We start from the raw sequence: 12,714 nt of genomic DNA on the forward strand, positions 1-12,714 counted from the left end.
ACATTTTTTATAATTAGGGTTATTATATATGAATTATTCAAACATGTCACGAAAAAAATCTTTATTAATTAAACGCTTTTAAGTAATAAAGCATTTTAACGCCATTTTTTGACTAAAAATAAAGAAGGTGTATTGCTTTGGATAAACAAAAAAAGCTCTTTGCACTGGATATCGGTACGCGTTCTGTCGTTGGAATAATTCTCGAAGAACATAAGGGCCAGTATCATGCTGAAGACATTGTCGTAAAGGAGCATACTGAAAGGGCGATGCTTGACGGCCAGATCCATGATGTTTTAGCTGTTTCTAAAATTATAACAGAAATAAAGGATGAGCTTGAAATAAAGCATGGTCCTTTAAAAAAGGTTTGCGTAGCTGCTGCAGGAAGAGCGCTAAAGACAGAAAGGGCAAAGGCTTCCATAAATTTCAAGGGTAAACCGATGATGCAAAAAGAAGATATTCTCCATCTTGAACTCAGCGCTGTTCAGCAGGCACAGGCAATGGTTGCCGACAAACATGAGCTTGAAAAAAGCTATTATTATTATTGTGTAGGTTATTCAGTCCTTTATTATCGCCTGGATGGAGAAGAAATCGGAAATCTGATTGATCAGCAGGGTGACGAAGCTTCAGTGGAAATTATCGCTACCTTTTTGCCGAAGGTTGTAGTGGAATCACTCATTTCTGCTCTCCAAAGAGCAAAACTGGAGATGGAAGCACTAACCCTTGAGCCCATAGCAGCAATTAATGTGCTTATTCCGCCATCCATGAGGCGATTAAATGTGGCTCTTGTAGATGTTGGAGCCGGCACCTCCGATATTGCCATTACAGATATGGGCACTGTTATTGCATATGGGATGGTGCCAATAGCTGGCGATGAAGTGACAGAGGCAATCAGCGATCAGCTGCTTTTGGATTTTCCATTAGCTGAAAAAGCCAAAAGAGATCTGCTAATCAATAATAGCATTAAAGTAACTGATATTCTTGGATTTGAAACAGAGATTGGAAAAGACGAATTGATTACCCAAATCTCACCTGTATTAGACCGGCTGGCAGATGCCATCTGCCATGAGATTTTGAACCTGAATAACAGAGCTCCAAAAGCGGTTATGCTTGTTGGCGGAGGAAGCTTAACGCCAGAGTTGCCTGAAAAAATCGCCAGTAAGCTAAGCCTGCCGGAAAATAGGGTTGCTATCCGGGGGATTGAAGCCATAAATGGACTCACAGTCTCCCGCACGATCGATAAGGGACCCGAATTGGTTACACCAATAGGCATTGCCATTGCAGCAAAGAAATCACCTGTGCAATATTGCACCGTCTATGTGAATGAACAGCCTGTCCGCCTTTTTGAAGTAAAAAAGCTGACAGTGGGTGATTGCCTCCTTGCTTCCGGCACCAAAATGAAAAATTTATACGGCAAGCCCGGCCTAGCCATAATCGTTCAGTTAAATGGACAAAACATAACAATCCCTGGAAGCCACGGAGAAGCTCCCATAATCATAAAAAATGGAAGCCCAAGTGCATTGGATGAAAAAGTTGCATCAGGAGATGTCATAACCGTGGAGAGAGGCAGGGATGGACAGCCGGCAGAAGTAAGAATGGGCGATTTAATTGATGACATACCTGCCAAAACGATCACCATTAATAACAAGGTCTACCCCATTAAAGCTAAACTTACTTTCAATGAAAAGCCAGCAGCAACAAATCAAATTCTAAGTGACCATGATCGGATTGGATGCAGAATACCGGAAACAGCTGCAGAAGTTCTCCACGCCTTAGGATTGAATGACCTCTTGAAGGAGCTAAAGCCTTTTCGGATTAATATGAATGGAAAGGAGACTTTTCTTCCCCGTGTTTCAGGGAAGATATTTCGAAACGGCATTGAAATAAAACCCCATAACATGATAGAGCACGGGGACAATCTTATAATTGAAAGGAGAAAAGCACCAACTCTCATAGAAATCGCTGAATTAAAACAGCTGATGCTAATTCAAAAAATCCCTGTTATGTTTAATGGTAAAAGGATCGAGCTTTCTAGGACCGTTACCGAAGTTCATAGAGCAGGAAAAGCCTTATTTGAGACTGATACCATCTATGATGGCGATGTACTGACTGTTACCCATAAAAAGCTTGGCCCTTTTATGTTCCAGGATTTATTCGGCATTGTGGAAATTGACATGCCTAAAGACTCAGCAGGAACATTCCTCTTATTAAAAAACGGAGAAAAAACAACTTTTTATGAACCAATCGAGCCTGGAGACGATTTAAAAATCGTTTGGCCTGCAATAAATAAAAAAATTCCTAATATGGATCTTTCATCTGAAAATAAATAAAACATCCGGAATCCGGAAGTTTTATTTATTTTCCTCTAAAGCTTGTTTCAAGGAGTCGTATGTAATATTCCAATGAGAAGCGTGCCACGCTATATCTCCGTTGTTGAACAATATAACCTGGGGTGATTCGTGTTTTATATGGAAAGTCTCTGCAATATGATTAGAAAGAGGACGATCCTCCTGAACAACCAAATAGGTGGCATTCACTTCTTTATGTTCATTTACAAAGCTTTCATATTCACCATAAGCTGCGCCGCTGACAGGGCATGTTGAACTGTGCTTTAATAACAGCAGCTGATCTCCTGACTTTACAGCTTGATCGAATGCTTCATTGCTATCGAATTTCTTCACCTTCTTACCTCCCTTAAATAGATAAGCGCAGGTGCCTCGATCACCCCTGACTAGCACAAGACGAGCCTCACAGGAAGGCGCTTTTTGCCTTTCAGTGAAGATTGCTCGAAATGTTAAGGCGACTGCATAGTGAGACAGGCGTAAGACGCTTCCCGTAAGAAGGTGTTGTTCCTTCTGAAAGGAAATGGCTTATGACCCGAGTCCCTAGGAGCCGCAACTGGGCATGCTTGTGCCCTCAAGGGGGGAGGTGCCGGAGCTAGCCAATTATCGAATTTCCAAGAGAAACTGTTTAATCAAAAAAATTTACGGTGAAGTAATCGTATCACTTCACCGTTCTGAAAACAAATATGGATTAATTATACTTTTGCTCAGTTTCGTCAAAAGCCTTTTTCGTTTCTTCAAGCTTCATTTGAATTTCGGCATCATTCACTGGCGCATTGCCTTCTGTCTGAAATGACTTGTCATTGATGGCTTCAGGAGCTGATTCCAGTTCGCCTGCTGCCGATTCATTTGCAGCTTGTTCATTCGCATTTTTCCCTTCCTTCATGCTTTTCACTTTGTTGACGAGTTCGTTGGACTGCTTTGAGACGGTTTGTGTTATTGCATTTGTTTTTTCCTTTGCCACATTTGCAAACTCAGTTCCTTTTGTCATTGCTGTTTCACGGAACTGGCCAGACTTTACTTTTAATAAAGATGCCTTCTCATTTAAATCGTTTTGAAGCTCTTTGCCGGATTTAGGAGCAAGAAACAGGGCAGTGGCAGCGCCAACCATACCGCCAATTAAAGCCCCGATCATAAAATCTTTTGCATTGATATTTTCCTCTGATTTTGATTGGTTTCCATCAAACTGATTACGGTCCTGGTTATTCATTCTCCATTTTCCTCCTCGAATTCTAGAATCTTGCTCTTTCTCTTTGGCGTTCTGGCGGAAGTATTTTTTTCTCATCGACATTGTACTGATAAGGGTTTTCTTTTCTCATTTTCCACTTATCTTTAATTTCGAGAAGAACGTTGCTCCACTGTACCACTTGGGAGATTTTATCTTTATTCTGTTCAAGCTGTGTGTTTACAGAAGATGTGATTTTCTGAATCGATCCGTTAAACTTGCGGACAGAGTCCCCAACTTCTTTTACTGCTGTTACTACACTGTTAAGGTTTTCAGACTTTTGCTGAATATCAGTTGCCAGTGTATTAGTCTTATGAAGCAGGACAGTCGTTTCCTTTGTTACTCCGTCTAATTGCTTTTCAAGGCCTGCTAGTGTATGTGATACGTTATCCAATGTTCCCTGCAGGGATTTTAACGTCTTAGCCAGGTAAATGACTAAAACAAGGAATGCGATAGCAATGACCGCTACACTCAAATATAAAATAATTTCCAATCCATACACCTCCAGTTGTCTGTATACTTACTTTTTACCCAGCTGCACTGCCTCTAAACCAGGCGTACATTAATAGATTCCATTTTCGCAGCCCAATTTCCTTCAATAAAATGAAACTTCCAACAGTGAAGGGAGTTTTCTTCAACCCCTGTTCAGTCAAACGTGATTTTTATTGACAATTAATACGGGATAAAATCCTAAATTCTCTTTTAGAGTAAATATTAGCACACTTGGAAATATATCAACAAAATCTAAAATTTCGGGTACAATAATAGATGTCTAAAACATATTTTTAGGAGGGAATAGGAAATGAAAGATCCTCGTATTGGAACGCTGGCAAAAAACCTGATCAATTATTCTGTCCGGCTTCAAAAAGGCGAAAAAATCCTTATTGAAAATTTTGGGCTGCAAAGAGAATTGGTAACTGCACTTGTAAAGGAGGCCTATGAGGCTGGCGGATATCCTTTTGTTTTGTTGAAAGACCATCTGGTGGACCGTTCCTTGCTTTTAGGTGCACAAGAAGAACAGTTTAATATGATGGCTGACTTTGAAGCAAATGTAATGTCTAAGATGGATGCATACATAGGTCTCCGATCAGGCGATAATATTAACGAACATGCCGATGTGCCTGATGATAAAATGAAAATCCACGGCTTAACAATCGGCCAAAAAGTTCATAGACAAATCCGTGTACCAAAAACGAAATGGGTTGTACTTCGCTATCCAAATTCTTCTATGGCGCAATTAGCTAAAATGAGCACGGAAGCATTTGAAGACTTCTACTTTAATGTCTGTAATTTGGACTACGGTAAAATGGACAAAGCAATGGACAACCTTGTGGAATTAATGAATAAAACCGATAAGGTCAGGATTACCGGTCCTGGTACAGATTTGTCTTTCTCCATTCAAGATATTCCTGCCATCAAATGTTCCGGACAGATGAATATTCCTGACGGAGAGGTTTATACAGCTCCAGTGCGCGATTCGGTTAGTGGGGTTATTACCTATAACACGCCATCACCATACCATGGCTTTACTTTCGAAAATGTAAAGCTTACATTCAAAGACGGCAAAATTGTTGAAGCAGAAGCAAATGACAGCGAACGCATTAACAAGATTTTTGATACGGATGAAGGGGCACGTTATATCGGTGAATTTGCCATAGGAGTTAATCCATATATTCTTCATCCCATGCAGGATATCCTATTCGATGAAAAAATTGACGGCAGCTTCCACTTCACACCTGGCCAATGCTATGATGAAGCTTACAATGGGAATAAGTCCAACATTCATTGGGATATGGTCAACATCCAGCGCCCCGACTACGGCGGCGGAGAAATCTATTTTGACGATGCATTAATCCGCAAAGACGGCCGATTTGTGATTCCTGAACTAGAAGCACTTAATCCGGAGAATTTGAAATAAGCAAAAAAGGATGCAGCCCAATGGCGCATCCTTTTATTATTATAGCTGGTTTTCATATGCCTTCTGGAACTTTTGAATATCGCCGGCACCCATAAACATAATCACACTGTCTTCATGTTTTTTTAATACAGCTGTTTCTTCTTCGTTCAAAATCTCTGCATCTGGTATTTTAGCCTTTAAATCATCGATCGTAAGTTTTCCATGGTTCTCACGGGCAGAGCCGAAAATTTCGCACAGATAGACTTTGTCAGCCAAATTAAGGCTTGCAGCAAAATCATCCAAAAATGCTTGAGTTCTCGTAAAAGTATGCGGCTGGAATATAGCTACGACTTCCTTTTCTGGATATTTTTGTCTCGCTGCCTCTACTGTAGCCTTTATCTCTGTCGGATGATGGGCGTAGTCATCAATAATGACTTGTGACCCCACAGCCTTTTCCGAGAATCTTCTTTTAACACCTTCAAAAGAGAGAAGGTGCCCCTGAACAATCTTTGCCTCTATTTCTTCGTAATGGCAAATTGCTATGACAGCCAGGGAGTTTAAGACATTATGGTCCCCATATGCCGGAATAGAGAATGTTTCATAGAAGGTGTTGCGGACGAACACATCAAATGTCGTCCCTTCCGTTGTTTTAACCACATTGCGTGCCTGGAAATCATTGTCTTCCCCAAAACCGTAAAATACAACTGGCACTTTAGCCTGGATTTTTTGCAGCTGTTCGTCGTCACCGCACGCAAAAATCCCCTTATTCACCTGCCATGACATCTCCTGAAAGGCAGAGAAAACATCATCAATGTTGGCAAAGTAATCAGGATGATCAAAATCAATATTTGTCATGATCGCATAATCAGGGAAATACGAAAGGAAATGCCTTCTGTACTCACAAGCTTCGAATACAAAATACTCCGCTTCTTCGTCCCCTTTGCCCGTTCCGTCTCCAATAAGGAATGAAGTTGGTTTTGCGCCCCTCATAACATGTGCAAGCAAACCTGTAGTAGACGTTTTTCCATGTGCACCTGTAACCGCGATGCTCGTGAACCTTTTCATAAAGTCACCTAAAAAACGATGATAACGCACAATAGGCAAGCCAAGTTTCATTGCTTCAACAATCTCTTCATGCGTGTCCGGATAGGCATTCCCAGCGATTACTGTCATGCCCGGCTTTATATTTTCCTTTTGAAAGGGAAGGATCTTTATTCCTGATTTTTCAAGGGCCACCTGAGTAAAAAAGTGTTTCTCATAATCGGAGCCCTGAACCTGATAGTTCATATCATGCAGAACTTGCGCCAACGCACTCATTCCAGACCCCTTAATACCGACGAAATGGTAAATAGTCATATAAAGAACCTCCAACCATCGTATATCTGTAAAACAGTATATGACATATATCTAGATTTGCGCATATCCCCTAATAGGACATGCTCCACTGACTGTGCCAGCAAGATGTTCAATTGTCCTCTTTGTTGAACACACACTTTAATGTATTGAATCATTATAACATTATTTATTTATAAAAATCTATGTAACGTATTGCCAGTTGACTATTCCCTAAATAAAGTGAAACTTCAATTAGCGGGGGCTTTATTCCCGCTAATTGTTAGTTGAACCAATCGGGCCTTTACGGGCAGTTGGACTCCCGCTATTCCTCCTTCAATTCCTTCTGAAGTCTTGAAGTGGGGGTCTTACTGCCCGTTAGACTGCGATAAAAAATATAAAACATTTGTTTTTAGAAAAGATCTCCACGTTAATTCAGGATATTTGACTTTTGCCTCGGAATAAGCTTCTAGCATTTCCTCTACAGTCAGCGGATCCTTAACAGACAGTATGGGACCTACCGCCAAGTCATAAATCTGAATCGGAATTTTTCGAATGAAAAACCATTGGCCAGGCAGCAAGTCAGGCAAATCACTTTGCCTCATACGGAATGGCCGCTGATCTTCTGCTCCTGCCACAGTAATCACTTTATGGTCATTGCTTATGATCCTTACCGGCTCTATTGCAGATGTTAAAAACAGAGCCCCTTGGATTAAGTCAGGCTCTGAAAGCTTCCGGGAATTGTTTTTCAAAAAAAGGCTGAACATGGTTGAGCCTTGTATGGTTTTATAATCAAACAGAAGCCAATTCTGAAATACTTCCGATTGCAATGGCGTAAACAGTATTTCAGGCTGAAGGCCGAGCGCTTTTCGAAAAAGATATTTTGCCCGAACCTTCTCCCTGATATTTGCAGTCCGTTCTGTATAAACCATGGCTCCTTTATGTAACTGTACAGCAATTTTCTCTCCCTGCAGCTGCTTAGCCTCACGGTAAGACTTAAAATCCAAAATTGAGCCGTCCATATCCATCCAGGATGCTCCTTACTTGTTTGTTAATAGGTATTAGTGCGCTGATCAATTATTCCACTTTTTCAAGACGGGGGTTCGGCCGATAGCGACGGCCAGCCTTTGCAGCATGCTTTCCATCTATCATAACATTATCGCCTGTGAATCCCGTTGTGATCCTCAAGAGGCTGCTTCCGACTCCATACGTATCTACTGGAACTCCCCGCTCTTCAAATTCACGAATCCGAGACTCGGTAAAGCCACCGCTTACCACAATTTTCACATGGTGAAAGCCTTCATCATCCAAGGCTTTTCTTAAGGCATAGATCAGCTCGGCATTTACGCCTCGAGGATCAAATGTTCCAAGCAGATGCTGGTTCCTTAGGAAATACTGATCAATCATAGTTCTTGAAGTATCTATCCGGACACCCTTTAGAGTGTTTCCAAACGCCCTTGCAGCTTTCAATGAATCCGTGATTGCATCATTATTATAATCAGCCAAGGCTACCAGTTCATCTTCAGGGAACGTTTCGTGATAAGCTTTTGTAGCTGCTACGATGTCGCCCTCGAACATTTGGATTAGTGCGTGCGGCATCGTTCCCATGCCTTTTTTTCCCCACCATTCGTTCATAGCATGTGTAGCCTGGGCAGTCGCGCCGCCAATAAAAGCTGCGTATCCGTCTCCGGCCTGGGTAATAAAGTGGTCATCACGGTCTCCCATAAAAATGACCTGCTTTTGAATCCCTGAAGCACCTGCCGCTTTAACCACATTATATACATTCGTTGCGACTGAAGTTCTTCTGGCCAGGATTCCATCTATGATGCCCTCCAAATAACCGAAATCCTGATATCTTCCGGTAATCGTCAGGACTGTTTCAAACGGAGAAATCTTATCGCCATCTTTTAAAGAGTTAATCTCCAGATCATCTGGACGATCTGCAAATGTTTTGAGAAGGGCAATCACTTCATCAGTCCCGCATAAAACGGCTTGGTTCTTCTGGAAGAATTGCATCGTTACGACTTTTTCTTCATGGTGTTTCTTTACAATTTCCCTGGTCTTGAGAAAATAAACTGCTGAAAACCAGCCATCTCTTACACGTTCATCAAATTTAAATGTCTGGTTTGTCAGACGTTTTATTTCCCCTTTTACCTTCATTTCAATTTCTTTCATTCCTAAGGCTCCTTACAAATATTAAAGAAAGCAGAAAGCCTGCTGACTTGGATTAGCAAGGGAGCAGGCCTTAAAGCCGGCAGCCGCCAGCTTTAAATAGCTTTCTTAGTTTATCAATGTTATTATTTCTATTGTTTTTAACATGCAAGTAAAGAATACCATGTATTAATTTAATGTACTAGTGTCTTGTAAAGATTCGAGGTCTGCTTGGGTAATCAGGACATCTCTTGGCTTACTGCCTCTATTCTCAGAAATAAATCCCTGCTTCTCCATCATATCAATCAATCGTGCTGCCCTGTTATAGCCAATTTTGAACCTTCTTTGCAGGCTGGAAGTCGAAGTTGCTCCCTGATCCACTACGTACTCGCATGCTTCAAAAAATAGCTCATCCTCTTCTTCAACAATTTGGGCTTTCTTTAAGAGCTCTTCCTGTTCAAATAAATAGTCCGGATCGCCCTCCCTGCGAACATGGGCTACAACGTCGTCAATTTCACTGTCCGATACGAATGTTCCCTGGAGGCGGACTGGTTTGGACGATCCATTTTCAAGAAATAGCATGTCTCCTCGGCCCAGGAGCTTTTCTGCTCCGCCTATATCGATTATGGTTCTTGAATCAACCTGAGATGAGACTGAAAACGCAATTCTCGTTGGAACATTTGCTTTTATCAGTCCGGTAATAACATCTACAGATGGGCGCTGGGTTGCAATAATAAGGTGGATGCCGCACGCCCTGGCTTTCTGGGCAATCCGGCAAATCGCTTCCTCCACATCTGCAGGAGACATCATCATTAAGTCTGCAAGCTCATCAATTACAATTACCATAAATGGCAGTTTTTCCGAATAGCGTTTATGCTCCTCTGCCAATTCATTAAAACGGTTTATATCTCTGACGCCTGCATGGGCGAATAATTCATATCTGCGCTCCATCTCTTCTACAGCCCACTTTAAAGCAGCTGTAGCCGCCTTGACATCTGTAATAACAGGGCTGACCAGATGGGGAATCCGGTTAAAAGGCGCAAGCTCAACCATTTTCGGATCAATTAGCAGCAGTTTTAATTCATCAGGGCTTGCCTTATAAAGCAAGCTCACAAGGATCGTATTAATGCATACGCTTTTTCCAGAACCGGTCGCGCCTGCAATCAATCCGTGCGGCATTTTTCTTAAGTCAGTAACAATCGGCATTCCTGATATATCAAGACCCAAGATAGCTGTTAAAGGCGATTCACTATTTTGAAATTCTGAAGTGTTGATAATCTCGCTGATCAAGACGGGACGGCTGCTTTGGTTCGGTACTTCGATCCCAATTGTATGCTTGCCTGGAATCGGCGCTTCAATCCGTATGTCTTTTGCAGCAAGGCTAAGCTTAATGTCATCTGAAAGATTCGTAATTTTGTTCACTTTCACACCTGGTTCCGGCTGTACCTCAAATCTCGTAACAGATGGACCTTGTGTTACATTGACAACCCTGGCCCTGACATTGAAATTCTTCAATGTGGAGTTCAGCATTTGCTCCTGCTCATACAGCCAATCGGAATTCTCATCCTTGATTACAGGGGGCGTCAGCAGTGTTTTGGAAGGAAACGCGTAATAAGAGATTTCATATTCTTCCTTTTGGGTGATCACTTTGAGACCGTCCGTTTCAGGTAATTGATGATTTTGTGAAGCAGGATGCTGTACCGGTTCAGCTGTTTGGCTTGATGCGCTGTCAACATTTCTGTGGTCCTCAGCAATTTCAACCCCTGCAGCTGTTTGCTGGATATTCTCTAAAGGGAATCTGGCGACTTTATTTTTTTTTTGCTGTTCTTCTTCACTTTTTGTTATCGTTTCTGCCGGTTTCTCTAACTGCCTTTGATGGTTTAGTTTTTTTCTATCATTGTTTAGCATGATGACATTGAACGGTATATGGCCCCTGCTTGAAGTCATCTTCTCTCCTGGAACCTTGGCGGCTGGCTTTGAATCTTCGAATGATTCCTTTTCAGATTCCAAAAAAGCTGATTCCTGCTTTTGCACCGCTTCGGACACTTCTGAGCTTTTAGCCTGTAACTGTTCAGCGTTTGCAGCATCGGCTCCGAGATCACTCGGTTCAGGACTTGCTTGTACTATGGAATCTGCCGGAAGGTGAGTACCGCTAGTAGCCTGAGGCATAGCTTCTTCGCATAATTCAAATTCTGCTTGGGCTTTCTGGATGACCTCGGAATCAGGCTGTTCTTTATCAAAAGCTCCAGCTTCCTCCTGCATTACTGTCTTATCCATTTCAGGGGTTACCTGCAATACTTCCTTCGAATCAAATTCCAGATTCCCTTCACTGGTTTCTTCAATTACGGGCGCAAGCTCTAAATCCTCCCGATTTGATTCTTGTTTCATTTCACCGCTTTTTTCTGAAGATTCATCCATAATACTGTTGAATTCTGCCTTTTGGCCGTGTTCAGCTGAACGCCCATGTCTTTCCTCTTCAAAACTTGGCCGTAATACATCCGTAACGGCTTGCTTAAAGTGAATCTTAAATTCAGCTGCATTTGCTTCATCTTCAAGTTCAGTGAACTCATTGTCTCTTAAATTTTTTTCTTGCTCGCCCTCTTTAATAACATTGGATACTTCCTCTTCTTGAAGAGCAAAGTCCAGCAAATCACTTATATTAGCCTTTGAGGAGCTTTTATGTTCATGGGCTGCCTCCATTTCATCTTGTTCATTGTATACTGGCACGAATGGCGCTTCCCCATCTGTCTGATCTGACTCAGTTTGCTTGGCTGTTTCGCTATTTTCTTCAGGTACTTCGAACATTAAATTTGAAGCCTCGCCAATTAAATACTTTATGGCTTTAGGCTTATCGGTTTCCAACGCAGCTGACTGAGCGTGGAAGGCTTCGAGCTTTTCTGAGATGGTTTCTTCTTGCGCAATGTCTCTTTTCACGTTTTCTGGGGCATTTGCCCTTTTAGGAGGCATCTGCTGGATTTTGCGCATAACCTCATCGTATGTAAGTTCACTCGGTTTAAATTCTGAAGCCTTCCGATCTGGCTTGTTGATTGAAGCACCTGGCCTTGGTCTCTTAAAACCATAAATGGGCGACGGTATTTCTGTGGGCTGGAATGGCCTCTTCTTGTTGGCAGCTTCTCTTTCATTCCTTGTCAATGGTCTCTCTTCTTTTGTCACTGGAGCTGCGGGCTTTCTCTGCTGCTCTCTTTCTGCCATGCGCGGCTGCCTCTTTTCTGGCTTTCTATCAGGCTGCTCTCGTTTTTCAACAGGACGTGGGCGAGGCCTCGGCCTCCCATTTTCCTGTTCGCTCTCATTGTCAGGGATTACCGGAAAACGGAACTGCCCTTTCGGATATTGGTAAACCACCTTTGCATCTACGTCCCTTGAGCTGTCCTTGGTACTCTTGGATGGCGGCAGCTGTAAATTCTTAACCTCTTCGTCAGCATATTCTTCTATATTCTCATATTCATCTTCATCATTTTTGAACATGTGGAACAGCTTTTTGATCCAACTCATTCATATCAACTCTTTCTATTTAGAACTTTATTCGTCTATCTTTCTTATTTTATCAGGTATTCACGGTTTTTGAATAATAAAACCGAGAATGAGACCATTTAAAGACAGAATGGGTAAATTTACAAACAAATGGAGGGTTTAAGCCATACTTTGGACTCAATCTCTGATGAATGGTTCATAGGGCTTTCTGTAAGACTTATTGCCTGCGGATGGGAGCAGCTATTCGTTGAAATAATCATTTCCTATAAAAACCTTCA

At 41.9% G+C, this 12,714-nt stretch carries 9 protein-coding genes; 2 read left to right on the forward strand and 7 right to left on the reverse strand.

The features are described 5' to 3' along the window. Window positions 1-137 precede the first annotated feature (137 nt). Window positions 138-2,327 carry a cell division protein FtsA gene (locus NCCP133_RS03370; RefSeq protein WP_264803540.1) on the forward strand — a complete coding sequence of 730 codons (2,190 nt, stop codon included), beginning with the start codon at window positions 138-140 and terminating at the stop codon, window positions 2,325-2,327. A gap of 21 nt (window positions 2,328-2,348) precedes the next feature. On the opposite strand, the gene ytxJ is transcribed toward NCCP133_RS03370, so the two are convergent. The 3 genes from ytxJ to NCCP133_RS03385 form a co-directional block, all read right to left on the reverse strand. Beyond that, a complete protein-coding gene (ytxJ, locus tag NCCP133_RS03375; protein ID WP_264803541.1) occupies window positions 2,349-2,678 on the reverse strand; it encodes a bacillithiol system redox-active protein YtxJ in 330 nt (109 codons plus the stop codon). Between the two features lie 352 nt (window positions 2,679-3,030). Beyond that, window positions 3,031-3,549, reverse strand: coding sequence for a YtxH domain-containing protein (locus NCCP133_RS03380; protein WP_264803542.1), 519 nt, complete (start codon window positions 3,547-3,549; stop codon window positions 3,031-3,033). A gap of 22 nt (window positions 3,550-3,571) precedes the next feature. Then, on the reverse strand, window positions 3,572-4,057 hold the full coding sequence (locus NCCP133_RS03385) for a DUF948 domain-containing protein (protein ID WP_264803543.1): 486 nt from the start codon (window positions 4,055-4,057) through the stop codon (window positions 3,572-3,574). 309 nt (window positions 4,058-4,366) lie between these two features. Here NCCP133_RS03385 and NCCP133_RS03390 point away from each other — a divergent pair, with 309 nt between their 5' ends. Then, window positions 4,367-5,482, forward strand: a complete 1,116-nt coding sequence (locus NCCP133_RS03390) for an aminopeptidase (RefSeq protein WP_264803544.1) — start codon at window positions 4,367-4,369, stop codon at window positions 5,480-5,482. Between the two features lie 39 nt (window positions 5,483-5,521). On the opposite strand, the gene murC is transcribed toward NCCP133_RS03390, so the two are convergent. The 4 genes from murC to NCCP133_RS03410 all read right to left on the reverse strand — a co-directional run bounded on the left by murC (window position 5,522) and on the right by NCCP133_RS03410 (window position 12,457). Then, window positions 5,522-6,817: a UDP-N-acetylmuramate--L-alanine ligase gene (gene murC, locus NCCP133_RS03395; RefSeq protein ID WP_264803545.1), complete on the reverse strand. Its 1,296-nt coding sequence runs from the start codon at window positions 6,815-6,817 to the stop codon at window positions 5,522-5,524. Window positions 6,818-7,161: 344 nt separating this feature from the next. Next, window positions 7,162-7,821, reverse strand: coding sequence for a hypothetical protein (locus tag NCCP133_RS03400; protein ID WP_264803546.1), 660 nt, complete (start codon window positions 7,819-7,821; stop codon window positions 7,162-7,164). Window positions 7,822-7,870: 49 nt separating this feature from the next. Beyond that, entirely contained in the window at window positions 7,871-8,968 is a 1,098-nt protein-coding gene (locus NCCP133_RS03405; protein WP_264803547.1) for a nicotinate phosphoribosyltransferase, read from the reverse strand. 165 nt (window positions 8,969-9,133) lie between these two features. Then, a complete protein-coding gene (locus NCCP133_RS03410) occupies window positions 9,134-12,457 on the reverse strand; it encodes a DNA translocase FtsK (RefSeq protein WP_264803548.1) in 3,324 nt (1,107 codons plus the stop codon). Window positions 12,458-12,714 lie beyond the last annotated feature (257 nt).

The sequence above is a fragment of the Cytobacillus sp. NCCP-133 genome (genome assembly GCF_026011715.1).
Classification (GTDB): Bacteria; Bacillota; Bacilli; order Bacillales; family Cytobacillaceae; genus Cytobacillus.

Coding starts and splice junctions, on each gene's coding strand:
- NCCP133_RS03380 (WP_264803542.1), bottom strand. CDS start 3,549: ATGAATAACCAGGACCGTAATCAGTTTGATGGAAACCAATCAAAATCA.
- NCCP133_RS03390 (WP_264803544.1), top strand. CDS start 4,367: ATGAAAGATCCTCGTATTGGAACGCTGGCAAAAAACCTGATCAATTAT.
- murC (WP_264803545.1), bottom strand. CDS start 6,817: ATGACTATTTACCATTTCGTCGGTATTAAGGGGTCTGGAATGAGTGCG.
- NCCP133_RS03400 (WP_264803546.1), bottom strand. CDS start 7,821: ATGGATATGGACGGCTCAATTTTGGATTTTAAGTCTTACCGTGAGGCT.
- NCCP133_RS03405 (WP_264803547.1), bottom strand. CDS start 8,968: ATGAAAGAAATTGAAATGAAGGTAAAAGGGGAAATAAAACGTCTGACA.
- NCCP133_RS03410 (WP_264803548.1), bottom strand. CDS start 12,457: ATGAGTTGGATCAAAAAGCTGTTCCACATGTTCAAAAATGATGAAGAT.